The organism is Microbacterium lushaniae, assembly GCF_008727775.1.
Classification (GTDB): domain Bacteria; phylum Actinomycetota; class Actinomycetes; order Actinomycetales; family Microbacteriaceae; genus Microbacterium; species Microbacterium lushaniae.
Window position 1 is genome coordinate 566967 of the sequence record NZ_CP044232.1, and the last position, 25381, is coordinate 592347.

26 protein-coding genes are annotated in these 25381 nt (G+C 70.6%); 15 read left to right on the forward strand and 11 right to left on the reverse strand.

Annotated features, from left to right (window positions below):
• The first annotated feature begins 59 nt into the window (after nt 1-59).
• Together truA and F6J85_RS02680 are read left to right on the forward strand one after the other, a co-directional pair.
• Entirely contained in the window at nt 60-896 is an 837-nt protein-coding gene (gene truA, locus F6J85_RS02675; RefSeq protein ID WP_150923714.1) for a tRNA pseudouridine(38-40) synthase TruA, read from the forward strand.
• A 74-nt stretch (nt 897-970) separates the two neighbouring features.
• Complete coding sequence (locus F6J85_RS02680; protein WP_150917528.1) at nt 971-1663, forward strand: endonuclease/exonuclease/phosphatase family protein; 693 nt, start codon at nt 971-973, stop codon at nt 1661-1663.
• 12 nt (nt 1664-1675) lie between these two features.
• Here the strand turns inward: F6J85_RS02680 and F6J85_RS02685 are convergent, their stop codons facing one another.
• Nucleotides 1676-2209 (reverse strand): cell wall protein, encoded by a 534-nt coding sequence (locus tag F6J85_RS02685; protein WP_150923715.1) that lies wholly within the window; start codon nt 2207-2209, stop codon nt 1676-1678.
• A gap of 43 nt (nt 2210-2252) precedes the next feature.
• Nucleotides 2253-4046 carry a DUF4012 domain-containing protein gene (locus F6J85_RS02690; RefSeq protein WP_150923716.1) on the reverse strand — a complete coding sequence of 598 codons (1794 nt, stop codon included), beginning with the start codon at nt 4044-4046 and terminating at the stop codon, nt 2253-2255.
• A gap of 96 nt (nt 4047-4142) precedes the next feature.
• Between F6J85_RS02690 and F6J85_RS02695 the strand changes: the two genes are divergently transcribed.
• Nucleotides 4143-4778 carry a hypothetical protein gene (locus F6J85_RS02695; protein ID WP_150923717.1) on the forward strand — a complete coding sequence of 212 codons (636 nt, stop codon included), beginning with the start codon at nt 4143-4145 and terminating at the stop codon, nt 4776-4778.
• 2 nt (nt 4779-4780) lie between these two features.
• Here F6J85_RS02695 and F6J85_RS02700 read toward each other — a convergent pair whose 3' ends face one another.
• Both F6J85_RS02700 and F6J85_RS02705 read right to left on the reverse strand, forming a co-directional pair.
• Nucleotides 4781-5911 (reverse strand): nucleotidyl cyclase domain-containing protein, encoded by a 1131-nt coding sequence (locus tag F6J85_RS02700; RefSeq protein ID WP_150923718.1) that lies wholly within the window; start codon nt 5909-5911, stop codon nt 4781-4783.
• The gene (locus F6J85_RS02705; protein WP_150923719.1) at nt 5908-7572 is read right to left on the reverse strand and encodes a sensor histidine kinase; all 1665 of its coding nucleotides are present in this window, start codon (nt 7570-7572) and stop codon (nt 5908-5910) included. Before F6J85_RS02705 ends, F6J85_RS02700 begins: the two co-directional genes overlap by 4 nt.
• A gap of 280 nt (nt 7573-7852) precedes the next feature.
• Here F6J85_RS02705 and F6J85_RS02710 point away from each other — a divergent pair, with 280 nt between their 5' ends.
• Complete coding sequence (locus F6J85_RS02710; RefSeq protein WP_150927126.1) at nt 7853-9244, forward strand: glycosyltransferase family 2 protein; 1392 nt, start codon at nt 7853-7855, stop codon at nt 9242-9244.
• Nucleotides 9245-9265: 21 nt separating this feature from the next.
• Here F6J85_RS02710 and F6J85_RS02715 read toward each other — a convergent pair whose 3' ends face one another.
• Nucleotides 9266-10210: a response regulator transcription factor gene (locus F6J85_RS02715; RefSeq protein WP_150923720.1), complete on the reverse strand. Its 945-nt coding sequence runs from the start codon at nt 10208-10210 to the stop codon at nt 9266-9268.
• 93 nt (nt 10211-10303) lie between these two features.
• The gene (locus F6J85_RS02720; RefSeq protein ID WP_238707039.1) at nt 10304-11332 is read right to left on the reverse strand and encodes a glycoside hydrolase family 6 protein; all 1029 of its coding nucleotides are present in this window, start codon (nt 11330-11332) and stop codon (nt 10304-10306) included.
• 197 nt (nt 11333-11529) lie between these two features.
• Here F6J85_RS02720 and F6J85_RS02725 point away from each other — a divergent pair, with 197 nt between their 5' ends.
• Nucleotides 11530-11910 carry a DUF7882 family protein gene (locus F6J85_RS02725; protein ID WP_338037098.1) on the forward strand — a complete coding sequence of 127 codons (381 nt, stop codon included), beginning with the start codon at nt 11530-11532 and terminating at the stop codon, nt 11908-11910.
• Here F6J85_RS02725 and F6J85_RS02730 read toward each other — a convergent pair.
• Entirely contained in the window at nt 11907-12365 is a 459-nt protein-coding gene (locus tag F6J85_RS02730) for a MarR family winged helix-turn-helix transcriptional regulator (RefSeq protein ID WP_191906716.1), read from the reverse strand. The two genes, F6J85_RS02725 and F6J85_RS02730, sit on opposite strands and share 4 nt — an antisense overlap.
• A gap of 194 nt (nt 12366-12559) precedes the next feature.
• On the opposite strand from F6J85_RS02730, the gene F6J85_RS02735 reads away from it, so the two are divergent.
• The 4 genes from F6J85_RS02735 to F6J85_RS02745 all read left to right on the forward strand — a co-directional run bounded on the left by F6J85_RS02735 (nt 12560) and on the right by F6J85_RS02745 (nt 14392).
• Complete coding sequence (locus F6J85_RS02735; protein WP_150923722.1) at nt 12560-12922, forward strand: DUF7882 family protein; 363 nt, start codon at nt 12560-12562, stop codon at nt 12920-12922.
• A gap of 125 nt (nt 12923-13047) precedes the next feature.
• A complete protein-coding gene (locus F6J85_RS17630) occupies nt 13048-13206 on the forward strand; it encodes a hypothetical protein (protein WP_191906717.1) in 159 nt (52 codons plus the stop codon).
• A gap of 122 nt (nt 13207-13328) precedes the next feature.
• Complete coding sequence (locus F6J85_RS02740) at nt 13329-13997, forward strand: SGNH/GDSL hydrolase family protein (protein ID WP_191906718.1); 669 nt, start codon at nt 13329-13331, stop codon at nt 13995-13997.
• A 17-nt stretch (nt 13998-14014) separates the two neighbouring features.
• Nucleotides 14015-14392 (forward strand): DoxX family protein, encoded by a 378-nt coding sequence (locus tag F6J85_RS02745; RefSeq protein WP_191639770.1) that lies wholly within the window; start codon nt 14015-14017, stop codon nt 14390-14392.
• On the opposite strand, the gene F6J85_RS02750 is transcribed toward F6J85_RS02745, so the two are convergent.
• On the reverse strand, nt 14389-15186 hold the full coding sequence (locus F6J85_RS02750) for an endo alpha-1,4 polygalactosaminidase (protein WP_150923724.1): 798 nt from the start codon (nt 15184-15186) through the stop codon (nt 14389-14391). The genes F6J85_RS02745 and F6J85_RS02750 overlap by 4 nt on opposite strands.
• A 7-nt stretch (nt 15187-15193) precedes the next feature.
• The gene (locus tag F6J85_RS02755) at nt 15194-16177 is read right to left on the reverse strand and encodes a TerC family protein (RefSeq protein WP_150923725.1); all 984 of its coding nucleotides are present in this window, start codon (nt 16175-16177) and stop codon (nt 15194-15196) included.
• Nucleotides 16178-16346: 169 nt separating this feature from the next.
• On the opposite strand from F6J85_RS02755, the gene F6J85_RS02760 reads away from it, so the two are divergent.
• Nucleotides 16347-17549, forward strand: a complete 1203-nt coding sequence (locus F6J85_RS02760; protein WP_338037099.1) for an FAD-dependent oxidoreductase — start codon at nt 16347-16349, stop codon at nt 17547-17549.
• A 174-nt stretch (nt 17550-17723) separates the two neighbouring features.
• Here F6J85_RS02760 and F6J85_RS02765 read toward each other — a convergent pair whose 3' ends face one another.
• Entirely contained in the window at nt 17724-18707 is a 984-nt protein-coding gene (locus F6J85_RS02765; protein ID WP_150923726.1) for a TIGR03557 family F420-dependent LLM class oxidoreductase, read from the reverse strand.
• A 72-nt stretch (nt 18708-18779) separates the two neighbouring features.
• Between F6J85_RS02765 and corA the strand changes: the two genes are divergently transcribed.
• Nucleotides 18780-19778, forward strand: coding sequence for a magnesium/cobalt transporter CorA (gene corA / locus F6J85_RS02770; protein WP_150923727.1), 999 nt, complete (start codon nt 18780-18782; stop codon nt 19776-19778).
• Between the two features lie 27 nt (nt 19779-19805).
• Here the strand turns inward: corA and F6J85_RS02775 are convergent, their stop codons facing one another.
• Entirely contained in the window at nt 19806-20738 is a 933-nt protein-coding gene (locus F6J85_RS02775) for an aldo/keto reductase (protein ID WP_150923728.1), read from the reverse strand.
• 61 nt (nt 20739-20799) lie between these two features.
• Here F6J85_RS02775 and F6J85_RS02780 point away from each other — a divergent pair, with 61 nt between their 5' ends.
• The 4 genes from F6J85_RS02780 to F6J85_RS18120 all read left to right on the forward strand — a co-directional run bounded on the left by F6J85_RS02780 (nt 20800) and on the right by F6J85_RS18120 (nt 25370).
• Complete coding sequence (locus F6J85_RS02780) at nt 20800-21324, forward strand: YbhB/YbcL family Raf kinase inhibitor-like protein (RefSeq protein WP_150923729.1); 525 nt, start codon at nt 20800-20802, stop codon at nt 21322-21324.
• Nucleotides 21321-22166 (forward strand): TIGR03620 family F420-dependent LLM class oxidoreductase, encoded by an 846-nt coding sequence (locus tag F6J85_RS02785; RefSeq protein ID WP_150923730.1) that lies wholly within the window; start codon nt 21321-21323, stop codon nt 22164-22166. The genes F6J85_RS02780 and F6J85_RS02785 overlap by 4 nt, the downstream gene beginning before the upstream one ends.
• A gap of 359 nt (nt 22167-22525) precedes the next feature.
• Nucleotides 22526-23275, forward strand: a complete 750-nt coding sequence (locus F6J85_RS02790; protein WP_150923731.1) for a helix-turn-helix domain-containing protein — start codon at nt 22526-22528, stop codon at nt 23273-23275.
• 310 nt (nt 23276-23585) lie between these two features.
• On the forward strand, nt 23586-25370 hold the full coding sequence (locus F6J85_RS18120) for a sigma-70 family RNA polymerase sigma factor (protein ID WP_191906719.1): 1785 nt from the start codon (nt 23586-23588) through the stop codon (nt 25368-25370).
• The last annotated feature ends 11 nt before the right edge of the window (nt 25371-25381 follow it).

Genomic DNA, 25381 nt, shown 5'->3' on the forward strand with positions numbered 1-25381 from the left:
CGGCCGGGGGACATGCCAGTCTAGACGAGGCGTGCGCGGGCTCCGATTAGGCTGATCGGGTGCGCATCCGCCTCGACATCGCCTACGACGGCACGCACTTCCGCGGCTGGGCCGCCCAGCCGGGGCTGCGCACCGTGCAGGGCACGCTCGAAGACGCCCTCGCCCGCATCCTCGGCACATCCCCCCGCCTCGTCGTCGCCGGTCGCACCGATGCGGGCGTGCACGCGAGCGGACAGGTCGCCCACATCGACCTCGACGAGCAGCAGCGCCTGCGCCTGCCCCGGGGGCGGCGGGACGGCGACCCGGTCGCCGCGCTGGCGGGGCGTCTGCGCGGCGTCCTCGGTGCGTATCCCGACGTCACCGTGCGGCAGTCCGCCCCGGCTCCCGACGGCTTCGACGCGCGGTTCTCGGCCGTGTGGCGGCGGTACCGCTATCGCCTGGCGGATGCGGCGAGCCGGTACGACCCGCTCGAACGCCACCGCACGACCACCGTGCGCAGCATCCTGGATGAGGCGGCGATGGATGCGGCGGCCCGCTCGCTCATCGGCCTGCACGACTTCGCCGCCTACTGCAAACCGCGCGAGAAGGCCACCACGATCCGCACGCTGCTGGATTTCCGGTGGCAGCGCGACGCGGCGGGCGTGCTCGTGGCGGAGGTGAAGGCCGATGCGTTCTGCCACAGCATGGTGCGCGCCCTCGTGGGCGCGTGCGCCGCGGTGGGCGAGGGGCGGCTGAGCGTGGGCGACGTGGCGGCCATCCGCGATGCGGGGGAGCGCACGGCGCAGGCGAAGGTGCTCGCCGCCCGCGGGCTGACCCTCGCGGAGGTGGGGTACCCCGCGGCCGACCTGCTGGCGGCACGGGCGGAGCAGACCCGCAACCGCCGCGACGCGGAGTGAGCGTCCTTCGGGAACGCTGAAGGTCGTGTCAACCGGCTCCGTGCCGACTCTGCGTGTGCAAGGGTGGAATCGTCATGAGGGTCATCTCGTACAACCTGCGCAAACACCGCGCCGCCGGCGAACTGGTCGATCTGGTCGAGGGGCACGCGGCCGACGTGCTGTGCCTGCAGGAATGCGACACCACCGACATGCCGGAGGAGATCGGCGGACTGCGTCTGGCGGATTCGACGCAGCGCAACCGGCTGGGCCTGGCGGTCTACTACCGCGCGAACACCTTCCGTCCCGTGGAGGTGCGCGCGCTGGCGCTGAAGAAGTCGCTGCACGACTACGTGCTCAAGCCCGCCGAGGAGCGCCTCCTCGGGGTGCGGCTGCACGACATCGACCACGGCCGCGACATCATCGTCGCCTCCTTCCACGCCGCCCCGCTGACGGCACTGAACTCGCTGCGCCGCCACCAGATCCGCACCGCCCTGGCCGAGCTGGAGAACCTCGGCGAGGGGCTTCCGGCGCTCATGGTCGGCGACTACAACTACCCCGTCTTCAAGGAGTACCTGGGACAGAAGGTGCGCGCCCAGGGGTACGAGCTGACCCTGAGCGATGCCCGCACCTACACGCGCTACCGGTTCTTCCGCGGGCACTACGACTTCGCCACGTCGTACCTGTTCGACATCGAGCACATCCGCACGCTGCCGCAGGGATCGAGCGACCATCTGCCGATCCTCGTGACGGCGGAAGTGTCGTCGGGGCGGGCGGCCGCGGTCGCCTGACCGCCGCCGGGCCTACGCCGCGTCTCGGCGGCGCCGCACGACGGCGGTGGCCACGGCGACGGCCCCGCCCGCGAGCGCGAGCGCCCCGCCGCCGACCCAGATGCCCAGGTACGGGCCGAAATCCGCCCCGGTGGCGGAGAGCCCGTTGACGGTCACCGTGACGGTGTCGCCGGGCGAGGAGGCCGTGAAGACGGCGATCGTGTAGGCCCCGCGGGCGTCGGCGGGGAAGGAGATGCGCACGGGGTCCAGCCCGCCCTGGGCATTCGTGACGGCGTCGCGGTACGTCGCGGTCGACACCGCGGCGCGCACCATCCCGAACGTCGCGCCGGCGCCGTTCTCACCGGTGACGGTGATGGTGGCGGACTCGTTCGCTCCGAACGTGCCGTCGGCGACCGAGAGCGTCGCGCTGCCACCGGGTTCCACCACCGCGCTGGAGATGCTCGCGGCATCCTGGGCGGGGTAGGCCAGAGCGACGCCGGGGACGGCGAACACGGCACCGGCTGCGAGAGCCGTGACGGCGGCGAGACGGGGAAGGAACTTCTTCATCGGGCCGCTTCCGGTGATGTGGATGGTGCCGCGTGGGCGTGGCTCATTGTCCCGTAGGCGTGCACCCCGGAGCAAGTTCGGCCGATTCCACCTCGCGCATGGTGGGCGTCACGACGGCTTCCAGGACGGGGGTGGCGGGCGTGCGCACCCGCACGATGACCGTCGCCTCCTCGCCCGGCAGCAGGTTCGTCGCCCACGTGAGCACGCGCCGGCCCTCGTGCATGCCACCGCCGAACCCCGCGGTCGGCTGCGACGCGGTGCCGCCCGGCTGCGCCGCGACGATCTCGGCGCCCTCCGGGAGGTACAGGTAGGCGACGGTCTCGGTCGTGCCGGCGGGCGTGCCGAAGGAGCCGCCGCCGGTGATGTAGTCCGGCAGGGCCGCCGCATCGGCGGGGGCGTCGCTGCGCAGCCGCACCGACAGCAGCGCGTCGGGCGAGCCCTCCGTGTCGGTGCACCATCCGACGGATGCCGCGACGTTCATGTAGTAGTCCATCTTCGAGCCGGTGCCGTCGTTGAGGTACACGCCGAACCGCGTCGCCTCCGCATCCGTCTCCGGCAGCCGGCCCTGCAGGCTCGTGCCGTCGAGGATGGCCTGGTCGGCCTCGTCGGCGTTCCACAGGTACAGGCGCCGCTCGCTGCCGGCCCGCGCGAGGGCGTCGACGAGCTTGGCGGGGTCGGCGGTGCCGGAGGAGAGCGTGTCGAAGACCGCGGCGGTCGCGGCGGCGAAGAACGCGTCCTGCTGGGCGGGCGCCTCGTAACGCTGGTACACCTCGTTCAGCAGCAGCGGCACGGCCGTCTCGGCCGACAGCACGTCACCGGTGGGGAGGGTGACCGGCCCCGTGGCCTGCAGGAGGTAGGACAGCGTCACCGGATCGACGGCGACGACGCCGCTGAGCTGGCTGCCGAACTCCCGCTGCCACATCTCGCGGGCAAGAGGCGCGCCGACGGTGAAGTCGGGGATCTGCGTGACGTTCTGCACGAACTGCGCGGGGCGGAGGGCGTAGATCTCCTCGAGCTCGGGAGACAGGGGCAGCACCGGGTCGGCGTACCGCTGGAAGTCGCGCGTGGACCCCTGCGCGCTGAGCGAGATGCGGCCGTCCTCGGTGTGCACGACCGCCATCGCCCCGGCGATGCCGCCGAGCGAGCGCCACTCGGCGTTGTTCTGGAAGAGCACGAGGTAATCGCGCGGCCCTTCGGCCCCCAGCATCGCGGGCATGAGCGCGGTCGCCCGCCCCAGCGCGTCGGCGCCGACGGCGACGTCGGCGAAGAGATCCTGCACCTCCGCCACCGGTTCCCGCAGCGGCGCGAGCAGGTTCTCGGGGCGGATCCGGGCCACTTCCTCGGATGCGGCGGCCAGACGTGCGGCGCTGGTGACGGCGGGCTCGTGCAGGTCGGCGAGGGCGGCGACGTCGAACCGGCCCTCCTGCGGCCGCAGCGAGTCGACGGAGAACGACGTGGCGACCTCGGCCAGCGGCGCGATCGCGGTGGTGGCGACGTCATCGGCGGTGCGGGTGAGGGTGGCGACGGCGTCCAGCTGCGGCCCGATCCAGGGGAGTCCCGCCGCCAGCGCCCACACGGGGTCGCCGGTGAGCGCCCTGGCCGCGGAGGTGTGCTCCGAGATCCGGTCGATGACTTCGGCGGCCTGCGCAGGGTCGGACAGCGACTGCTGGGCATCGGCCGCCGCGGCGCGGGCGTCGACGACGTGGCCGTAGGCCATCGCGCCGCGCACGCCGATCCACAGGCCGCCGAGGAGCAGGACGGCGACGAAGGCGGCCAGAAGCCCCGCGACGACGCGGCCCGCGACCCGGCGTGAGGCGCTCACGGGGTATTCGGTCACTCGATCACCCTAAGCGAGCCGCCGCGCGATGGTCGACGCGCGCGGGAGGAGGTGACGGCTCCCCCTAGACTGGCGGCGTACGACGAAGGGTGCCCCATGGTTCGATCGACCCGTCGCCGCGCAGCAGTGAGCGCCGCTTTCGTCCTCGTGGGCATGTCGCTGACGGCATGCGGGCCGGCCCCGTGGGCGGGCGGCGCCGCGGGAACCTCCGCACCGCCGAGCCCCACGCGCACCGCGGCGGTCGCCCCCCAGCCCGTGCCGAACGACCTCTCCAGCGGATCGACCGAGCGCTCGCTGCAGGCCGGCGCGGTCGCCGCGGCCGCGAACTACTGGTCGACGCTGTCGATGGACCAGTGGACTCCGACAGCGCTCAAACCGATCAGCCTGTCGATGACGACGACGGTCACGCCCGACGACGGCAAGCAGGTGGGCCTGCAGCGGGTGTCGATGATCGCCGTGCCGGCCAACCCGACCGAGACCTTCCCGCCGCTGGCGGCGCAGGTCGACCAGTCGAGCCAGACCGCGGGCTACCCCGTGCTCGCGCCGTACAGCTACTCGCAGACCTTCAACATCGGCGAGGTGCCCCAGGCAGCGACCCATGTCACCCTGCAGTTCACGTACGAGTTCCTGGTGCAGACGACTCCCACCTCGGCCGAGTACGCGAAGCAGACCACGACCGACACGCTGCGCGTCGCCATCGCCGGCGACGCCGCAGCGGCTCCGGAGGGCTGAGGCTACGCGCCGACGCGCTGCCAGCGATCTCCGCCGCTGTCGGATGCGTCCTCCGACGCCTGCTGGGCGTGGGCGAGCAGCGTGTCGAAGTCATACCCCACGACGTCCGCCGAGGCCCACCCGACGCTCGCCGACAGCTGCACCGCCATCGGCTGTGCGGCATCGAGCTCGGTGATCTCCCGCAGCATCCGGCTCACGTGCTCGCGCAGCACCGGCCCTGGGCGCGACACCAGCACGGCGACACGCCCCCGACCCTCCCGTCCCATGTCGGCCTCCGCCGGGAACGACGCGCGCACGGTGTGCTCGAACCGCTCGACGATCTCCCCGAACAGGGCCTCACCGGCGGCGGCCCGGATGTCGTCGGGGTCGTCCAGGCGCACCACGAGCATGGCCCACGACGTCTCGCCGGCCGCCCGGGCGCGCGCGAGCCGGTCGCTCGCGGTGACGGTGAACTGCGGCCAGGAGGCGGCGGTCTCCGCGCCCACCGGTGACACCGTGGTGAAGAACAGCAGCGTGACCGTCGCGCACACGAGGTAGATCAGCATCCCGAGGGTGTTCAGGAGGCGGACGAAGGAGAGCTCCTCGAGCGATCCGGACGGCTGGAACAGGCCGGCGATGAGGATGAAGAGGGCGAGCAGGACGAAGCTGGCCGACACCAGCACGAGCGGGATCACCAGTCGCTCGTGCCGGTCGGGGGAGCGGCGGATCTCCAGCAGGGTCAGGCCGGCGAAGATCGACGCGATGAAGAAGTCCACGCGGAAGATCAGGTTGTACATCTCGGTGTGGGACCCGAGCCACAGGGCCAGGGCCGACAGCACGGAGACCGCCGCCGCGATCCAGGGGAGGGCGGCAACGCGCCGCCGCGCCCGGAAGCCCGACCAGATGAGGGCGGGTGCGCCCAGGAGCACTCCCAGGCCGATGCGCCGCACCGGTTCGTTGCCGAGCGCTTCGCCCGCCAGGCTCACCCACGTGCTCACCATGGCCACGACGAAGGCGAGCGACCACAGCAGCGACGCCCGCGACGGGCGCTGAAGGAAGCCCAGGCCGATGATCATGACCGTGCCGAGGGTGGCGACGGTGGCCTGGGCGATCCCGAGGTTGGCGGTCGCGATGGAGTCCAGGCCGCCGGTCATGCGCCGCGCTCCGCCGGCAGGGTGATGGTCACGGTCGTGCCGGTGCCCTGCTCGCTCTCCAGCTGCAGCGTGCCGCGGTGCTCCTCGATGATGGTGCGGAGGATCCCCATGCCCAGCCCCGTCCCCGGCGTCGAGCTCTCCCGCGCCGTGCGCGCGCGGAAGTACGGGTCGAAGACGCGTGGCAGCTCGTCGGCGGAGATGCCGATCCCGGTGTCGGCGACCACGATCACCGCGTGGCCTGCCTCCGCGCGCGCACCGATGTGCACCGACCCGCCTCCCGGCGTGTACTTGATGGCGTTGCTGAGCACGTTGTCGACGGCCTGCCGCAGGCGGAACGCGTCTCCGCGCACCTCCAGCGACGGCGGTGCGTCGACGATCACGCGCACGCGACGGCCGTCGGCGGCGGGGCGGAACGACTCCACCGAGGCGTCCAGGATGCGGCGGACGTCGGTGGAGGATGCGGCCGTGTGGTCGCGCGCTTCGGCGCGCGACCCGGCGAGGATCTCGGAGATGAGGGTCTGCATGCGCTCCGCGGCGTTGTCGATGACCTCCAGCTGCTCGCGCGTCTTGGCCGGCAGGTGCTCGGCCTCCAGTGCGAGCTCGGCGTGGCCCATGATGGCGGTGAGGGGATTGCGCAGCTCGTGGGAGACGACCGCGGCGAGGCGCTCCCGGGCGCGCTCGGCCTCGATGAGGGCGGTGATGTCGTGGACGATCAGCAACGTGCTCTCCGGCTCGTCGCCTGCCGGCATCAGCCGTCGCGTCGACACCGACAGGGCATGCCACTCGCCTTCGGTGTCGAAGAGCCACACGCGCTCGTCCTCGAACAGCTCCCCGCGGGCCGCGCGCGCGAACGGGCGGTCCAGCTCGGCCAGTGGATCGCCGCGCAGGGCCGAGTACTCCACCGAGCGCCCCGGCCGCTTGGGGTCGTCGCGGTCGATGGCGTACAGCGACACATAGGTGTCGTTGAGGGCGAGCACCTCTCCCGCGCGCGAGAGCCGGGCGATGCCGGTGTCCAGGCCGTTGAGCATCTGCGACACGCGCCGCTCCTGCCCGCTGACGCGGGAGAGCGTCCCCTGCAGGCGACCGGCCTGCCGGCGCAGGAGCTGGCGGAACGCCCGGCTCTGCCGCGCCGCGAGATACGTGGTCAGGCCGATGAAGGCCAGCGCCAGCAGTACCACCATGAGCCGGACGACGTCGTGGGTGTCGGGTCCGGAGAGGGTGGCGTCGAGGACGATGACCCCGGCGACCATCGCGAAGGCGCCCAGGAGTGCCGGTAGCGCGAAGTAGGTCGCGATCCACGTGACGGGGAAGACCCAGAAATAGCCGAACTGCAGGTCGCTCTGCAGAACGAGGAAGCTCACGCCGATGAGGTCGCCGAAGGGAACGAGCGCGATGTACTCGCGCGGCACGCGCCGCCACGGGACGGCGAGGCAGATGGCGGTGAGCGCGATGATGATCGCCACCCCGGTGGAGAAGGTCCACACCCCGAACAGCGCCGGTTCCATCGCCTGCACCACCAGCACGGTGACAACGACGCTCGCGGCCAGCACGAGCTGGAGCAGCCAGATGGATCGGGTGCGGTTGTCGACGAGGCCGCCTTCGTCGCCTTCCCGTGCGTTGTCGGCAGGCGACGTGGCCGGGAGGCTGTTCGCGGCTGCCATAGGTCTGAGTCTAGTGACCGTGGCCCACTCGCCTAGGCGCCATCCTGTCTCTTCCGGCGGTCCGCCTGCGGACGCGGAGCGCAGGCGGTCTTGAGGCAATCTTGCGGTTGCACTGTCGCCGCGTGCGGGCTACCTCGCGGCCCGTGGGCCAATCTGTGAGTGCCGGAGGATCACCTCCCCGGCATGACCAGGAGGCGCGGCCGTGAACGCATCGACCAATCTCGCACCTGTCGCACACGCCCCGTCGTATGCGACCGCGCCGCTGCGCGCCGCCGTCGACATGGACCTCGCCGACGACTTCTCCTCTGTGCTGGAGAACAGCACCGGTCACCGTTCCACGATCGGATGCATCATCCCGGCGTACAACGAGGAGGACTCGATCGCCGGAGTGATCGAGGGCCTGCTGAGCCAGACGCGGGTGCCCGACGTGATCCACGTCGTGGTCAACAACACCTCCGACAACACCGTGAAGATCGCCTCCGAGTACAGCGGCCCGCACGAGATCGTCACCGACCTGGGGGAGCAGTTCACCGAGGTCTTCGTGCACGACATCGGCAAGAACCCCGACAAGAAGGTCGGCGCGCTCAACTACGGCTACTCGCTCGTGGAGGGCTACGACTACCTGCTGGGCGTGGACGGCGACACCATCGCCGATGCCAAGGCCGTCGAATACCTCGAGACCGAGGCGGTCTCCGACTCCCGCATCGGCGGCATCTCGGCCATCTACTCCATCGACGACCGCCCCATGAAGGGCCTGATCGCGAAGTTCCTCACCGCCGGCCAGCGCACGCAGTTCGCCGCGTTCAACCTGCAGAACCTCCTGCGGGGGCGCAACATGGCCGTCCTCGGCGGGCAGTTCTCGATCTTCGCCACGAACGCCCTGCGCGACGCGATGAAGCAGAACCACCAGAGCACGCCGTGGGTGCGCGACTCCGAGGTGGAGGACTCGCTGCTGTCGCTGCAGATCAAGAGCGCCGGCTACCTCACCAAGATCAGCCCGTACGCCCGCGCCGACGTGGGCGGTATGACGACGCTGTCGGCCTACGACGCGCAGCAGGTGAAGTGGACCTACGGCGCCATCGAGCTGATGTGGCCGGGTCAGCGCGGCGACACCAAGGGTCAGCCGTTCCACCCCAACCTGCGTCTGCGCTGGTTCGAGAACTTCGGCATGCTGACGAACCTCTTCGTGCGCGTGGCTTTCTTCACGCTGCTGGCCGGTTCGCTCTCGATCGACGCGTTCATCTTCTCCCCGCTGTGGCTCCTGCCGCCGGTGGTCGCGATCCTGCTGAACGTCCGCATCGCTCGCACGATGCAGAACTGCAACGGCCGCGACCTCCTGTTCGCCGCGACGTTCATCCCGGCGGAGATCTTCATGTGGATCCGCATCAGCCACTTCGTCCGCTCGTGGACCCGATTCCTCTCCCGCAAGCAGGTCGACAACTGGGCGATGCAGGCCAAGGCCGAGAAGGGCGGAGGCCTCGGCCACTGGGCACCGTTCATCGTGCTGCTGGCCGTCGCGGTCGCGATGGCCGTCATCTGGAACCTCGTGGGTCCGGTCGCGCAGTCCTCGATCCTGTGGATCGGGTGGCCCATCGTCGGTGTCGTCACCGTGCTGCAGACCCTGCTCATGTTCGGAAAGCTCATCCGTCGCCACCACGGATTCAAGGTCTGACGCGCTCGGACGGGTCGGAGACTAGGGGGCCAGGAGCTCCGATGTGAGGCGATAGCCCACGCCGCGCACGGTCTCGATGTACCGCGGAGTCGTGGGGTTGTCGCCGAGCTTGCGGCGCAGGTTCGTCATGTGCGCTTCGATCGCGCGCTTGTCGGCATCGCCGACGAAGTAGCTCGTGACGTAGGACTCCCCGCGCAGCACGAGGGTCAGGTCGGCCTTGCTGCGCACGCGCCGCTTGGACTCCAGGAGCGTGGCGAGCAGGTCGAACTCCGTGCGCGTGAGCTCCAGCTCGCGTCCACCCAGGAGCACGATCCGGCTGTCGGGGTCGAGCTGCAGGTCGCGGTGCACGAGCCAGTCCGCCGCCGCCGGGACGACATCGCCGAACCCGCGCGGCGCCAGATCGGTGCCGGCGGCCGCCTGCGGCTCAGGACCCTGCGTCGAGGGGACGATGACAGGCGCGTCCGATGTCGCCGCTGCGGCGGCGTACTCCTCGGGCCGCACGACGGGCACGCTCTGGGTGGCCGGGCGGGCGCCGGGGAAGGAGGGCCCGACGGGGCCTTGGCGCGGCGCACCGGCAGCCCCACTGCGCGGTCGGCGCAGCAGCGCCTCGATGCGGGCGCGGAGTTCGCGCGGGCGGAAGGGCTTCACGATGTACTCATCGGCGCCGGCGCCCAGCCCCAGCACGACGTCGGCCTCGTCTTCGAGCCCCGTGAGCATGATGATGTAGGTGTCGGACTGGGCCCGGATGCGGCGGGCCGCTTCGAATCCGTCGATGCCCGGCATGTTGACATCCAGCGTCGTGATGAGCGGCTGATAGGCGATCACGGCCCGCACTCCGTCGATGCCGTTGCCCACCGAGACCGTGGAGAAGCCGGCCGACTCGAGCACCTCGACCAGGAGGTGCCGGATGTCGGGGTCGTCCTCGACGATCACGGCGGTCTTGTGCGCGTCCGCGGAGTCGCTCATCCTTGTTATCGCCTCACTCGATCCACCGCTGGGTCGTGCGCCATCCTCGCACACTTCGAAGGTCGCGTTGTGCGCGGCCGATCGCCGGCGGCCTCATCGCACGTCGCGCGTGAGCTCGACCGCCGCCTCGGGCCACCACACCCCCGCGGCCGGTCCGCCGTTGCACTCGCCGTCGCTCTCACCCGGTGGCTTGATCCACAGATTCGTGTCCACGACGTCGTCGCCGTACGTGCCGCCGGGCTCGCCGACGAGACGCCCGGGCGGGTTGCACCACTCCGCGCCATCGGGCCCGGCGCCGTTGCGGGAGGTGTCGATGACCGCGTGGGCGCCCTCGAGCAGGGTCGAGAGCTCGTGGGCGTAGGCGAACTCCGCCGAGGTCGTCTGATAGTTCGACACGTTGGTCGCGAAGCCGCGCACGCGGTCGAGCACGCCGATGCCGCGGATGAGGTCGGCCATCTGCTCGGCGGGAAGCCAACTGGAGTGACCGCCGTCGAGGTAGATCCAGGTATCGACGCCGGTCATCGCGTCGACGGCGCCGGAGAGCTGCGCCCCGCGATCGGCGAGGTTGCCGCACTCGGGGGCGAGGGCGAGGCTGTCCGGCTCCAGGACGACGATCTTCTGCACATCGCGGGCATTGCGCAGCGCCTCTCCGATCCGCTGGGTCCATATGGCGTAGTCCGCCTCGTCCAGCCCGCCGGCCGAATGATTGCCGCAGTCCCGACCGGGAAGGCCGTAGACGACCACGGCGAGGGCGGCGTCCTGATCGCGCGCTTCCGCGGCCAGATGGGCGATGCGGTCCCACACCTTGTCGGCGGGGTCGAGTTCAGGGGTGAGCCAGTACGCCGTCGGCTGGGCGGCGAGATACTCCGTCGCGGCGGTCTCGGCAGCGGTGGGGGGCTCGCCTTCGGTGAGAGCGCGGGCCGCCTTGGACTCGTCGGGGACCACGACGACCGTGCCGACGGCCGGTGGACGGGCGGAGATCATCTGGACGAAGGTCTGCGTGTGGGTGGCGACGAGGACGATGGCGGCGATGAGACCGGCGACAGCGAGTGAGGATCCGCCCACGAGCAGGATCCGCCGGAGACGCCGACGGTTCGCCGGTGGCGAGGTCGGTCTCATCATCACCTGGACTCTAGCCGAGCCCGGCCGTCGCGTGCACAAAGGAAAAGCCCCCGACGGCGGATGGAAATCCACGCCGGCAGGGGCTTCGCGACCGGTGCCGGGTCGCTTCCATGAGTATACAGAGCGTGTCCCCCGTTCGGGGGACAGGTCACTCCCCTTGTGGAAAAGCCCGCGAGCGGCTAGCCGTCAGGAGTGAGGTGGTTCATGCGGCCATCCTGGAATGGTTAGGCGCCGTCGTTGGGTACGCTCGGACGGTGGGAAAACTGATTTACACGGGGCTCGGGTTTTCGTTCGATATCGAGGATCGCGCGTTGGCCCACCTCCGGGTGATCTTCATGAACAAACTGCGCCGGGGCGAGCCGTTCATGTTCCACCACACCGCCGGCGACGGCAGCGGGACCCGCAGCTCATGGATCCATCCGTCGATTCCGGTGGTTTTCCACTTCTACGGCAGTCGCGCCCCCGTGCTGAACCGGCGGTGGGTGGAAGACCTCATGCGCGAGGCCAACGGTCCGCACGGGCTGACGGTGGTGCCGGAGCCCGACCCCGACTCACCGCTGATGACGGAGCGCGCTTAAGCGCACTCCTGGTCGACGGCCTCCCGCACGCGCTCGAGGAACTGCGCGACGTGTTCGGCCTCGGTGGGGGAGAGTTCGCCGGCGAACTCCCGGATGCGCGTGCTGAGCGGATCGACGTCGGTGAGGTCGATGTCGCGGTCGAAGGGGACGACGAACTTGCTGCGCCGATCCGTCGGGTTCGAGGTGAACGCGATGAGGCCGCCGGCGTGGAGGCGGTCGAGCATTCCCGTGACGGAGGCGGTGGAAACGCCCAGATGCTGCGCGATCCCCGTGGGCGTCACGGATTCGCCCTCGTCGGTGCATTCCAGGATGTAGCGCATGGCGGCTCGCGCGTTCTCGCTCGGTCCGCACGCGTTCTGGCGACGGCGGGCCAAGCGCGACTCCGACTGCCGGAGTCGTTCGACGGCCCGTACAGCCTCGGCGATCGCATCGCCGGTGTCGGTGGGGGTGGTCACCTGCATCCTTCCGTCGGGCGGAGCCGGGAACGGTGAAGTGACCATTGTAGTTAGGCACGGTGATTACTCACCAGGTGAGCTTTCTCGTCGCCGACCGACATGAGACGTTTCTCATGCAGTTGCCTGATAGCTAGTTTGCCTAGTAACGTGACGAGTAATAAATCAATCACCTGACATGCAGAGGGGACCGCATCATGGGACGCCTGTTTTACGGGAACGCAACTCAGCCCATCGAGATGCCGGACCGGCTGCTCGCACACATCAAGGTCGTCACGGCCACCAAGCTGCGTCGTGGCGAGAGCTTCACGCTCTCCTGGCGGCACCCCGAGGACGTCCCGGGTGGACGCTCGACCATCTGGTTGCAGCCCTCGATCCCCCTTCGGTTCGTCTTCTCCACCCCCGAGCCCGAGCTGCTCGACCCCGCATTCCTGAAAGACCTGGCCAACGCCGCCAATTCGTCGGGCGGCCTATCCGTCGACCTCAACATGCCGGTGCCGGTGAACGACGAGGTTTCGACGCCGCAGGCCCGCGTCCCGGTCGGGGCGCGGGCCGCCTGAGCGGCTCGCGGCGGGGACCGGGTGGGCTTCTTGGGGGAGTCCATCCGTCGCTGTCAAGCCCATCGATCGCGCGGCGTGGGCGAGGGATCGTGGGGTGAGCGACGACGCAGAATACGGAGCATCCCATGTACTCCTCGCAAGAGCCGTGGCGGCGGCCCGTGGACATCCCGCACCGTCCTCCACTGCGACACCGCATCGCAATCGAACGGGAATGGGCCCGCGCGCTCGTCGACGACGACGACGAGCCGCCGCCGGTGGCCCCACGGCATCCCCTCGTGATGTGAGCGGCGTGGTGGACGTCGGCCGGTCGGGGCAGTCGGCCGACGGCCACGTATCGCGCCCGTCGCTGCGAAGCGACTCGGCGACAATCCTGCCCCCGCGAATGCGGTCGCGCGAGAGGCCGCCGGTGAGGATCTTCTCATCTGCGTTGGGCGTCGTGCTGGCCCTTGTCCTCGTCGCACTCGCACCCGGCTGCGCTCGCACGACCGCGCACCCCGCGCCTTCGTCCGCGAGCCCCGCCGCGACCGCGGCGGCCGCGGAAGACCCGGTGCGCATGGCAGTGGTGGGGGACTCGCTCAGCGAGGGCGACAGCGCCGATTTCTCCGGCGGCGACTTCGGCGACCGGTCATGGCTGCCGTGGGCGCTGGATGAGCGCGTGGTGTTCGCCGGCGGATGGGCGGTGTCCGGCGCTCTGACCGAGGCGATGGCAGAGAACGTGCGGCCCTACGATGCCGACGTGCTCGTCATCCTCGGCGGCACGAACGACCTGGCCCTGGGCATCGACCTGCGGGACACTCAGCGCCACCTCGTCGAGATCGCCGACACGGCGAGCGTGGAGCGGGTCGTGCTCGTCGGCGTCCCGCCCATCGACTTCGCCCCCGACACCGTCGGGCCCTACAACCAGGCGCTGCGCGAGCTCGCCGCCGAGCGCGGGTGGGAGTTCGCCGACGCCGCGGCGGATCTGCGTGCTCCCGATGAGACCTTTCGCGAGGGCCTGACGTGGGATGGCCTTCATCCCACCGCCGAGGGCGCGCGACTGCTGGGCGAGGCCATCCGGGCCCACGTCCTCCGATGAACCACAGAGGAGACCGCATGCGCACATTCGCCCGCTGGATGCTGGGGGCCGCGATGCTGTTCGCGGGGCTCAGCCATGTGTTCTGGGCCCGGCGCGACTTCCAGGCGCAGGTGCCCGACTGGGCGGTGGAGGCGGTGCCGCTGGACAAGGACGACGTCGTGCTGGCCTCGGGGGTCGTGGAGATCGCGTTCGGAGCGGCACTCATCGCCCTGCCGCGAGAGCGCCGCACCATCGGCGCCGCTCTCGCGGCGTTCTTCCTCGCCGTCTTCCCCGGCAACATCGATCAGTGGCGCAAGCACCGGTCGGCGTTCGGGCTCGACACCGACCGCAAGCGCTTCATCCGCCTGTTCTTCCAGCCCGCCCTCGTCGCGTGGGCGTGGTGGTCGACGCGCTAGCAGTTCTCGAACACGTACCCCGGATCGGACGGGCCCACCAGCCCCCGGTCGCGCAGCACGATCGACTCCGGTACGGCCGAGTCGGCGCACACCTCCTCGAAGCGGCGGGGGAGGACGTCGGCGTACTCGATGTCGAGCACGTGCGCCCCGTACACGTCCTCGTACGCGTCGCACTCCTGGAATGCCGCGCACTCCTCGGCGATGGCGAAGTCGAAGCCGGCCTCACGCGCGAAGAGCCCGGCGAATTCGGCGGCGTTCTTCTGCGCGGCCGCCAGGCCCGCACGGTGGGCCGCGTCGACCAGCTCGGCGGCGAGCGCGACGCTGTCGTCGACGGTGATCGCTCCGCCGGAGCGGGCGAACGTGTCGAGATTGTCGAACTCGACGGCGTCGAACCCGGCATCGGCGCACTCATGGATCCACGGCGTCACGACGGCCGCGATCTCCGCTCTGCGCTCGGACGTCGAGACATCCAGCAGGATCTCATCCGGCCACATCGGGTCGACCACCGGTGCTCCCTCCCGCCGGAGGAGGGCGTCGGCCGGCCACGCGTCATCCTCGCCGGGCTGGGTCTGGAAGGCGTTGACGTAGCAGATCGAATAGCCGTCCTCCAGCGGGGACGCCGACCGGTCGCGCACGACCACCTCCACGCCGTCGGGCGGCGGATACGCGCGGCCGAGCTGATAGTCGAACGGGGCGCCCGCGGGCGGCGGGGCGGGGGCGTCGGGCGCGCTGCATCCGGCGGCGAGCAGGGCCACCGCAGGCACGAGCACCGCCCGCCACGACTTCGCGTTCATCGGACCATCATGTCGGGGACTCCTCGCGGCGGAGGGTGCGCGTGCGCACGAGGCTCGCCACCGTCGCCACCAGGATCGTCGCGCCGATGAACAGCAGCGAGAACCAGATGGGGATCTCCGGTGCCCACTTCACGCCCTGGCCGCCGTTGATGAAGGGCAGCTCGTTGACGTGCAGGGCGTGCAGCACGAGCTTCATCCCGATGAAGCCCAGGATGACCGCCAGGCCCTGCGAGAGGTAGATCAGGCGCTTCAGCAGCCCGCCGATGAGGAAGTAGAGCTGCCGCAGCCCCATGAGGGCGAAGGCGTTCGCGGTGAAGACGATGTAGGCCTGCTCGGTGAGTCCGTAGATCGCGGGGATGGAATCGACGGCGAAGATCAGGTCGACGAACCCGATGGTGATGATGGTCAGCAGCATCGGGGTGACGAAGCGGCGGCCGTCCTTGACGACCGTCAGCCGGTCGCGGTGGTACTCGTCGGTGACCGGGAGGTGACGGCGCACGAAGCGCATGACCCGCCCGTCGGCGGGGTTGCCGTCGCCGTGCGCGAACGCCTGCCGGTACGCCAGGAACAGCAGCAGCGCCCCGAAGACGTAGAAGATCCACGACAGGTTCTCGATGAGCGCTGCGCCCACGGCGATGAACCCCCCGCGCAGGATGAGCGCGATGACGATGCCGATCATCAGCACCTTCTGCTGGTAGATGCGGGGCACCGCGAAGCCGGTCATGACGATGAGGAACACGAAGAGGTTGTCGATGGACAGCGCCTTCTCGGTCAGGTAGCCCGCGTAGTACTCGCCGCCGAAGTCCCACCCCCACACGAGGCCGATGACGAGGCCGAAGATGAGGGCGAGGCCGATGTAGAACGCCGACCAGCGCGCCGATTCCCCGATGCTCGGTTCATGCGCCTTGCGCACGTGGGCGAAGAACTCGTACACGAAGAACGCGACGGTGACGGCGAGGGTGATGCCCCAGACGAGCGGGGTGACGAGCATGGGATCTCCAGAGGGTAGGCGTTGCCGAACGCCAAGGTCTCCTCCGTCCCGAAAGTAGCCGGGCCGGCGGGCCGGGACGCTGCATCGAGTCCGTATTGACGGGTCCGCCGCTGGTGGGAGTACTCCCCTTGCTGTGTGTCGAGGGTACCCGACGCTTAGCATTGCGCGTATGTCGGATTCTCGGGTCGTCGTGATCGGCGGCGGCAACGCCGGACTGTCGGTGGCCGGACGGCTCAAGCGCGCCGGCATCCGTGACGTGGTGGTCATCGAGCCGCGGGAGACGCACGTCTTCGCGCCGCTGCAGTCGCACATCGCCGGCGGTGCCGCGCTGGCCGCAGACGCCGTGCGTCCGCAGGGGGAGGTGACACCGCGCGGCGTGGAGTGGATCCGGGATGCCGCGGTCGACATCCGGCCCGATGCGCGCGAGGTGGTGCTGGCCTCCGGGGCGACCGTCGCCTACGACCAGCTCGTGGTGTGCCCGGGCATCCAGATGAACTGGTCTGCCGTGCCGGGCCTGGCCGAAGCGATGCAGACGCCGGCGGGGGTGTCGAACTACGACCATGCGCTCGCCGTCAAGGCCTCCCCGTTGCTGCGGGATCTGCGCGAGGGCACCGTCGTCTTCGTGCAGGCGGCCGACACGACCTCGTGCCCCGGCGCCGCGCAGAAGCCCATGTACCTGGCGTGCGCATGGTGGCGGGCGGTGGGCGTGCTCGACCGCATCCGCGTCGTCCTCGTCACGCCCGAGCCGACTCCGCACGGCATCCCCGCCATCGACGCCGAGCTGCAGCGCAAGATCGACGAGTACGGCATCGAGGTGCGCTCCGGCACGCACCTGCTGTCGGTGGAGCCGTCGGCGCGCATGGTCACGATCGGGCGGGGCGATGTCACCGAGACGCTCTCCTACGACGTGCTGCACGCCGCGCCCCGCGCCCCCGCAGAGCGCCCCCGACTGGCTCGCCGCGACGCCCCTGGCCGCCCCGGCGTCGGAGGGCGGCTGGCTGCGGGTGGATCCGGAGACGCTGCGGCACCGCGACCACCCCGACGTGTGGGGGCTCGGCGATGCCGCCGACACCGCCTCGTACCGCTCCGGAGGCGCGCTGCGACGCCAGGCCACGGTGCTCGTGCGCAATCTCCTCGCCGCCGTGCGGGGCCAGGAGCCGCGGGCGCGCTTCGACGGATACTCGGTCTGCCCCTACACCGTGAGCCGGCGCACGGTCGTGTTCGCCGAGTTCGACCGCGCAGGCCGGCTCGCCCCCACCGTCCCGTTCTGGCGGACCCTGTTCCGCGAACGTCGTCTGTCGTGGATCGCCGACCGTCGCGTACTCCCGTGGGTGTACTGGCACATGATCCTCAAAGGACGAGCCTGATCTAGTACCTTCTGAGCTATGCCAAGCCGTAGAGGTAAGTCTCGCTCTCGGGTGCCCGTCCGTTCGCCGTACCGTCAGCCGGTGTGGCTCATCGTCGGAGTCTCGATCATCGCGCTCGGCACCATCGTGCTGGTGATCGCCGCCTTCCTCACCTACGCGCGTTGATCACAGGCGTTTGATCACAGTGCGCGCAGCTTCTCCAGCAGCGGCTCGGCGACCTCGGTGACGAAGCGGTCCTGCTGCTCGTCACCGATCTGCACGATCGCGACGTCGGTGAAGCCGGCATCCACGTAGGGCCGGACGCTCTCGGCCAGTTCGTCCAGGTCGGGACCGCTCGCGATGGACTCGGCGACGTCTTCGGGACGCACGAACTGGGATGCCGCGGAGAATCCCGCCGGCGTCGGCAGATCGGCGTTGACGGCCCAGCCGCCCCCGAACCAGCGGAACTGATCGTGTGCGCGGGCGATCGCGGTGTCGCGGTCGGGGTCCCAGCTGATCGGGATCTGACCGATCTTGCGCGACTCTCCCGACTCCGACCCGCCCATCGGCGACACCGAGTTCCACTTCTGGACCAGCTCGGCGTCGGGGTCGACGGCGATCATGTGCTCGGCGAGGTCGGTGAAGCTGTCGATGGACTTGTCGCCGGAGACCGCCACGGCGATCGGCACGCCGCCGTCGGGGCAGTCCCAGATGCGCGCCGAGTCGACGCGGAAGTAGTCCCCCTCGTAGGTGACGAGGTCGCCGCCATGCAGCTCGCGGATAATCTCGAGGGCTTCCACGAGCATGTCCTGACGCACCGAGACGGCGGGCCATCCCTCGCCCACGACGTGCTCGTTGAGGTTCTCGCCCGAGCCGACGCCGAGGATGAAGCGCCCCTCCGACAGGAGCTGCAGCGTCGCGGCCTTCTGCGCGACGACGGCGGGGTGGTAGCGCATCGTGGGGCACGTGACGTAGGTCATGAGTCCGACGTCCTTGGTGGCGTAGGCGACGGCGCCCAGCACGCTCCACGCGTACGGCGCGTGACCCTGCGACATCAGCCACGGCGAGTAGTGGTCGCTGGAGACGATGAAGTCGAACCCGGCCGACTCGGCCTTCACGGCGTAGTCGACCAGGTCGCGCGGCCCGCTCTGCTCGGTCATGAGGGTGTATCCGAAACGTGTCATGGCCTGCACGATACGGATCCGTCTTCCGTGGCGCCGGGGGCTTGACGGGCCGCGGTGGTCCAGAATGTTCGGATGCCCCTCATCGACAACGGCGTGTACGTCGCCGGCCGCCGCATCCAGAACCCGGTGAGCCTGGAGCAGACATTCGAGTACATGCGCGAGAACCACGGCATGGCGTGGATCGGGCTCGCCCGGCCCAGCCGCGAGGAGCTCGAGCAGGTCGCGGCGGAGTTCTCGCTGCATCCCCTCGCCGTGGAAGACGCCCTGTCGGGCCATCAGCGCGCGAAGCTCGAACGCTACGGCGACATCCTCTTCGCCGTCCTCCGCCCCGCCCACTACGACGATGCGACCGAGTCGGTGGAGTTCGGCGAGCTGCACGTGTTCGTCGGTCCTGACTTCGTCGTCACGGTGCGCCACGCCGACGTCCCCGACCTCGCGCGCGTGCGCAAGCGCATGGAGGCCCAGCCCGACCTCCTCGCCACGGGTCCCGAGGCCGTGCTCTACGCGATCATGGACGAGGTCGTCGACGAGTACGCCCCCGTCACGGCCGGTCTGCAGAACGACGTCGACGAGATCGAAGACCAGCTCTTCTCCGGAAGCGGGGCGGGGCTCTCCCGCCGCATCTACGACCTCTCGCGCGAAGTCATCCTGTTCCAGCGGGCCACCGAGCCGCTGCGCGGGATGCTGGATTCCCTCCTGCGCGGAGCCGACAAGTACGGCGTCGACATCGAACTGCAGCGATCGCTGCGCGACGTGCTCGACCACGCCCTGCGCATCACCGACAAGCTCGCCTCCCTCCGCGCGATCCTCGAGAACGCCTTGACGGTCAACGCGACCCTGGAGACCCAGCGGCAGACCGAGACCTCCCTCGCGCAGAACGAGCAGGTGAAGCGGATCTCCGCGTGGGCCGCGATCCTGTTCGGTCCGACCCTGGTGGGCACGATCTACGGCATGAACTTCACCTACATGCCCGAGCTGGACTGGGTGTGGGGCTACCCCGCCGCCCTCGCGCTGATGGCCGGGACGTCGGTCGCGCTGTGGGCGGTGTTCCGCCGCAAGCAGTGGCTCTGACCGACCGCGGGGCCGCCCGGCCGACGGTTACGGCACGCGGTGCCCCGCGGCCCGCGTGAGCGCGTACCACTCGGGGCGGGTGAGCGGGATGTCCGAGCCCTGGGCCGCGCCGGTCACCCGCTCGGGCGTGGTCGTGCCGAGGACGACCTGCATGCCGGCGGGGTGACGCGTGATCCATGCGGTCGCGATGGCGATCGGCGGCACGTCGTAGGTCGCGGCCAGTTCGTCGATCACCGCGTTGAGCTCGGCGTACTCGGGCGCGCCGAGGAACACCCCGGTGAAGAACCCGGCCTGGAACGGCGACCACGCCTGCACGGTGATGCCGTGCACGCGGCAGTAGTCCAGGATGCCGCCGGCGTCGCGCGTGACGGACTGGTCGATGTCCATGTTGGCCGCCAGGCCCTGCGCGACGATCGGGGAGTGGGGGATCGACAGCTGCAGCTGGTTGGCGACGAGGGGCTGGCGGACCGCCGTGCGCAGCAGGTCGATCTGCCGCGGCGTGTGATTGGACACCCCGAAGGCGCGCACCTTTCCGGCAGCCTCGAGGTCTTCGAACGCGCGGGCCACTTCTTCGGGTTCGACGAGGGCGTCGGGGCGATGCAGCAGGAGGATGTCGATGTAATCGGTGCGCAGCGCCTTCAGCGAACCCTCGACCGAGCGCACCAGGTGCTCGTAGGAGAAGTCGAAGTACGGGCCGTCCTTGACGATGCCCGCCTTCGTCTGGATCGTGATCTCCGCACGCTCGGCGGGGGAGAGCAGCAGGGCCTCGGCGAAGCGCCGCTCGCAGTGGTGCGGCTCGTTGCCGTAGATGTCGGCATGGTCGAAGAAGTCGATGTCGGCCTCGCGAGCGGCCGAGACGAGGGCGCGGATCTCGTCGTCGCTCTTGTCGGTGATGCGCATCATCCCGGCGACGACGTTGGGCACGAGGACATCGGTGGGTCCGAGGAGAACGGTTCTCATGACTTCACGGTAGCCGCGCAAGCCCGCCACCGGGCCGGTTGCGCCTCGATAGGTTCGGGGTATGACCGACCTCACGCGCCCCCAGGCACCCGACCCGTATCCGCTGCTTCCCGCGGTGGCCGCCTTCCGCCTCGAAAGCGACGACGTCGTCGACGGCCGGCCGCTCGCTCCCGCTCAGGTGGCCGACCACGGCGACACGTCGCCGCACCTGCGCTGGTCGGACGTGCCCGAGGGGACGAAGTCGTTCGTCGTGACGTGCTTCGACCCGGATGCGCCGACCCCGAGCGGGTACTGGCACTGGGTTCTGGTCGACCTCCCGGCCTCCGTCACGGAGCTGCCCGCGGGGGCGGCGGACGCGCCGCTTCCGCCCGGCGCCTTCCACGTGCGCAACGACGGCGGAAAGGCCGGCTACTCCGGCGCCGCACCGCCCGAGGGCGACCAGATGCACCGCTACTTCTTCGTCGTGCATGCGGTGGGAGAGGAGTCCCTCGGCGTGACGCCCGACGCCTCCCCGGCGGTGGTGTCGTTCCGTCTGGCCTTCGCGACGCTCGGCCGGGCGATCATCCAAGGGACGTACCAGCGATGACCGCGGCATCCGCGTGGAGCACGCGACTGGGGCAGCTGGGCGTCTGGGCGCGCGTGAGCGAGGTCGACGTCGCCTTCGCCCGCGAGGCCGAGCGCCTCGGCTACGGGACGGTGTGGCTGGGCGGTTCACCCAGCGCCGACCTCCAGCGCGCCGAGGAGGTGCTGGATGGCACGGAGTCGGTGGTCGTGGCCACCGGCATCGTGAACATCTGGCGTGATGAGGCGGCCGAGCTCGCCGACGCGTACCACCGCATCGTCGCCCGTCACCCGGGGAGGCTGGTGCTCGGCATCGGCTCGGGCCACCAGGAGGCCACACCGCACCGCACGAAGCCCCTGCAGGCGATGGCCGATTACCTCGACGTGCTGGATGAGCACGGGGTTCCGATCGAGGACCGGGTGCTGTCGGCGCTGGGGCCGCGGATGCTGGCGCTCGCCGCCGAGCGCAGCGGTGGCACGCATCCGTACCTCACGGTGCCGAGTCAGACGGCAGAGGCTCGTGCGGCCCTCGGACCCGACAAGCTCGTCGCCCCCGAGCAGACCGTCGTCCTCGACGCCGACGTCGACGCGGCCCGCCGGGCGGGACGGGCATTCCTGCGGCGGTACCTGCAGCTGACCAACTACACCGGCAACATGCGTCGCGCCGGGTTCACCGAGTCCGATGTCGCGGGGGAGGGCAGCGACGAGCTGATCGACCGCATCGTCGTGCACGGGGAGGCGCCCGACCTCGTGCGCGCCGTGCGCGCGCACCTGGACGCCGGAGCCGACCACGTGTGCGTACAGGTGCAGCCGGACGAGGACGCTCCGCGCGCGCTGGCGGAGATCGCGGCCGCCTTCGCGGAGTAGCCGTCGACCCGGCTGCATCGCCGCGGAACGCACGAGCGCCCGCCTCCCCACAGGACGGCGGGCGCTCGGGCCACGCGGAGCGTGACCGTACGGCGGGGAACCCCCCGGTGTCCCAGCCGAACGTGGCTGCGCTGCGGTTCGAGACGAACGCGCGGCGCTGATGCCGTTTCCATTGAACCGGGCCGGGGGAGGCGTGCGGGCGCGGATGAGCCCGATCCGAACGCATCCGGAAATCCCGAACACCTCCGAACGCCGCTCGAGATCCCGATGCGTGTGCATGGACTCACCCATGCCCCGGGTGGTATACATCAATTCGACGAACTGCGAGCCTCGGGGGAGGGTCATTGCCGGATGTCGATGTGACGGAGAACGCCGATTCGGTCGCCCAGTTCGTGGCCGATCTGCGCAAGCTGCGGCTGGCCGCGGGAAGCCCGACGCTCGCACGGCTGCAGCACGACACCGGCATCTCGCGCACCGTCCTTTCGGAGGCCTTCTCCGGGCGCCATCTGCCCTCCACCCGCACGGTGGACGGCATCGCGCGCGCCTGCGGTGGCGACCCCGCCGCCTGGATCGACCGGCGCGACGCGCTCGCGCAGGCTCGCCGCGCCGCCACCGCCGCGACCGCCGAAACCCCCGCGACCGAGGGCGCAGGCGAGGCACCCCCCGCCGTCCCGGAGCGGGCGGCGTCCATCCCGCGGCGCACCGCGGGATGGCTCATGGCAGCGGCGTTCCTCGTCGGGGCGCTCGTGAGCGGCACGATCGCCGCCGTCATCGCGACGCAGATCCTCTCCGCGCAGACCGCGGGTGCTGCGGCGCCGCAGATCGAGGTGGCCTCCGGCGAAGATCCGGCCCTGACGGCCTGCGTCGACGACGCGCGCGTGGTCTCGGGCGACGCCCGTGCCGACAGCTTGCTGCTGGAGGTCGTCTGGTCGGACAAGTGCCAGGCCGGCTGGGATGGCCCCGACCGTCAGGAGGCGACCGAACACGACGTGCCGGGTGCCTACACCGCCCTGGTCGTGCGTCCGAGCCCCGACACGCTCCTGTGCGCCGAGGGCAGTGTCACCGTGGACGGCACGCGCATCGATCTGGGTGAGCCGCTGTGCGCGTGAGAAAGGAAGTGGCGGGGCCCGAACACTCCTCCGGAAGAGCGCTGGGGCCCCGCGTCGACGCCCCGCCACCCTAGTGGCCCCCAAGTAAGGCGTCGCAGACCCTAGCCCCCACCCCCAGGCAGGGGCGCTGGTGTCCTTCATTGATGAGACGCAGTGACGCGCGATCTATTACGCGGTTCTGCAGAAATCTTCCGCCGCCGCTCTGGGAGGCGTAATGTTTACGGGCGAGCGCTCGCCGTCGGGAATGACGGCGCTGCGCTCGCGGCGCGAAATCTCGCATGTTCAGGGGGAACATGCGTTGGGGGGAGAGATGGCGCAGAACAGTGCTGCCGTGGAGGCGGACGGCCCGTGGCCGTCGGACGCCGATCTGCTGGACCGATCACGCGCGGGTGATCCGCAGGCCTTCGCCGAACTGTGGCGTCGCCATCACCGGTCGGCGATCACCGTCGCACGCTCCATCACAGAACGTTTCGACGCGGATGACCTCGTCCAGGAGGCGTTCTCGCGCATCTTCCAGTCGGTGCGCAGCGGAGGGGGCCCGACCGGGTCTTTCCGCGCGTACCTGTTCACCAGCATCCGCAACACCGCCGCCGATTGGGGGCGGGCGCCACGGGTGGACGCGTCGACCGATGAGGTCGCCGAAGTCGCCGACCCCGATGCCGACGCGCACGTCTCCGACGCGACGCTCGACCGCTCGCTGACGAGCGACGCTTTCAAGGCGCTCCCTGCCCGGTGGCAGGAAGTGCTCTGGTACACCGAGGTCGAACGACTCAAGCCCGCCGATGTGGCGCCGCTGCTGGGCATCAAGCCGGTGGCGGTGGCCCAGCTGGCGTTCCGGGCCCGCGAAGGTCTGCGGGAGGCGTGGATCCAGGCGCACCTGCGGGCCATCGACGACAACGAGGAGTGCCACTGGGTCGTCGATCACCTGGGTGCCTACTCCCGCGGAAACCTCTCCAGCCGGGATCTCCGTCGCGTGCGGAACCACCTGCCCGGCTGCACGCGGTGCTCTGCCGTGGCGTCGGAGGCGCGCCAGGTGTCGAGCCGGCTGGCGATGGCGCTGCTGCCCCTCATCGTCGGGACGGGGGCGACGCTGGCCACGCTGTCGGCGCTGCGCGATGGCGCCGGGGCTGCGGTGGCCGTCACGGCGATGCCGTCTGCGGTCATCGGCGGTTCGGCCGCGTCCGGTACCGGCGGCACGGCCGGTGCGGTGGGTGCAGCCCACGCGATCACAGCGGCCGGTGCGTCGGTCGCCGGCTCTGCGGCCGCCGGGGGCATCGGTGCGACCGTCGCCCTGCTCGCCGCGGGTGCGGCCGTCGTGGTGGGGGTGTCGTTCACGGCGGCACAGGGCACCGAGCGTGGCCCGGGTCAGCCGGTGGTCGCGGTGACCGAGATGCCGACGACTCCGACGGACACTCCTCCCGGCTCGGCGCCGCCCCCGTCGGCGGTCACGCCCGCTCCCGCAGTGTCGGTTCCGGTGCCCCCGGTCCCGCTGCCGTCCAGCGACGTGCAAGACCGTGAGCCGGAGGAGCCGACGGTGACCACCCCTCCGACTCCGGAGTCGCCCGACCCCGGACGTACCGGAACTCCGGCGCCGTCGGCAACCCCGCATCCCACCCCCAGCGCAGAGCCGACGCCTGCTCCCGAGCCGACACCCACTCCCGAGCCCACACCCACTCCCGAAGTGACGCCGACGCCGACGCCGACGCCGACGCCTGAGCCCACACCGACGCCGACGCCCACGCCGACGCCGACGCCGACGCCGACGCCGACGCCTGAGCCCACACCGACGCCCACTCCCGATCCCACTCCCGTGCTGCCACAGGGCACGCCGGCGATCGTGGATGCGGTCACGGTGCTGGTGGGCACCGTGACAGAAGTGCGGATCCAGCTCAGCGGTGCCCCGGGTGCGACGGTGCAGGCGCTGACGACCGGTGACGTCCGCGCGACGGCGACGCTGGATGCCGCGGGATCGGGTTCGCTCGTGGTGCGCCCGACGGCGCTGCAGCTGATCCTGGATGTGCACGTGGATCTGCGGTACGTGGCGGGCGAGGCCGCGGGCGGGTTCCTCAGCGTGCGGCTCAGCGACCTCCGCTGAGCAGAGTTCTC

Excerpts from the sequence above, each read along its gene's own strand:
- F6J85_RS02720 (WP_238707039.1), bottom strand. The coding sequence starts at position 11,332 with ATGATGAGACCGACCTCGCCACCGGCGAACCGTCGGCGTCTCCGGCGG.
- F6J85_RS02735 (WP_150923722.1), top strand. The coding sequence starts at position 12,560 with ATGGGACGCCTGTTTTACGGGAACGCAACTCAGCCCATCGAGATGCCG.
- F6J85_RS02760 (WP_338037099.1), top strand. The coding sequence starts at position 16,347 with ATGTCGGATTCTCGGGTCGTCGTGATCGGCGGCGGCAACGCCGGACTG.
- F6J85_RS02705 (WP_150923719.1), bottom strand. The coding sequence starts at position 7,572 with ATGGCAGCCGCGAACAGCCTCCCGGCCACGTCGCCTGCCGACAACGCA.
- F6J85_RS02780 (WP_150923729.1), top strand. The coding sequence starts at position 20,800 with ATGACCGACCTCACGCGCCCCCAGGCACCCGACCCGTATCCGCTGCTT.
- F6J85_RS17630 (WP_191906717.1), top strand. The coding sequence starts at position 13,048 with ATGTACTCCTCGCAAGAGCCGTGGCGGCGGCCCGTGGACATCCCGCAC.
- F6J85_RS02775 (WP_150923728.1), bottom strand. The coding sequence starts at position 20,738 with ATGAGAACCGTTCTCCTCGGACCCACCGATGTCCTCGTGCCCAACGTC.
- F6J85_RS02745 (WP_191639770.1), top strand. The coding sequence starts at position 14,015 with ATGCGCACATTCGCCCGCTGGATGCTGGGGGCCGCGATGCTGTTCGCG.
- F6J85_RS02680 (WP_150917528.1), top strand. The coding sequence starts at position 971 with ATGAGGGTCATCTCGTACAACCTGCGCAAACACCGCGCCGCCGGCGAA.
- F6J85_RS18120 (WP_191906719.1), top strand. The coding sequence starts at position 23,586 with ATGGCGCAGAACAGTGCTGCCGTGGAGGCGGACGGCCCGTGGCCGTCG.
- F6J85_RS02785 (WP_150923730.1), top strand. The coding sequence starts at position 21,321 with ATGACCGCGGCATCCGCGTGGAGCACGCGACTGGGGCAGCTGGGCGTC.
- F6J85_RS02755 (WP_150923725.1), bottom strand. The coding sequence starts at position 16,177 with ATGCTCGTCACCCCGCTCGTCTGGGGCATCACCCTCGCCGTCACCGTC.
- F6J85_RS02715 (WP_150923720.1), bottom strand. The coding sequence starts at position 10,210 with ATGAGCGACTCCGCGGACGCGCACAAGACCGCCGTGATCGTCGAGGAC.
- F6J85_RS02700 (WP_150923718.1), bottom strand. The coding sequence starts at position 5,911 with ATGACCGGCGGCCTGGACTCCATCGCGACCGCCAACCTCGGGATCGCC.
- F6J85_RS02685 (WP_150923715.1), bottom strand. The coding sequence starts at position 2,209 with ATGAAGAAGTTCCTTCCCCGTCTCGCCGCCGTCACGGCTCTCGCAGCC.
- F6J85_RS02750 (WP_150923724.1), bottom strand. The coding sequence starts at position 15,186 with ATGAACGCGAAGTCGTGGCGGGCGGTGCTCGTGCCTGCGGTGGCCCTG.
- F6J85_RS02695 (WP_150923717.1), top strand. The coding sequence starts at position 4,143 with ATGGTTCGATCGACCCGTCGCCGCGCAGCAGTGAGCGCCGCTTTCGTC.
- corA (WP_150923727.1), top strand. The coding sequence starts at position 18,780 with ATGCCCCTCATCGACAACGGCGTGTACGTCGCCGGCCGCCGCATCCAG.
- F6J85_RS02710 (WP_150927126.1), top strand. The coding sequence starts at position 7,853 with ATGGACCTCGCCGACGACTTCTCCTCTGTGCTGGAGAACAGCACCGGT.
- F6J85_RS02765 (WP_150923726.1), bottom strand. The coding sequence starts at position 18,707 with ATGACACGTTTCGGATACACCCTCATGACCGAGCAGAGCGGGCCGCGC.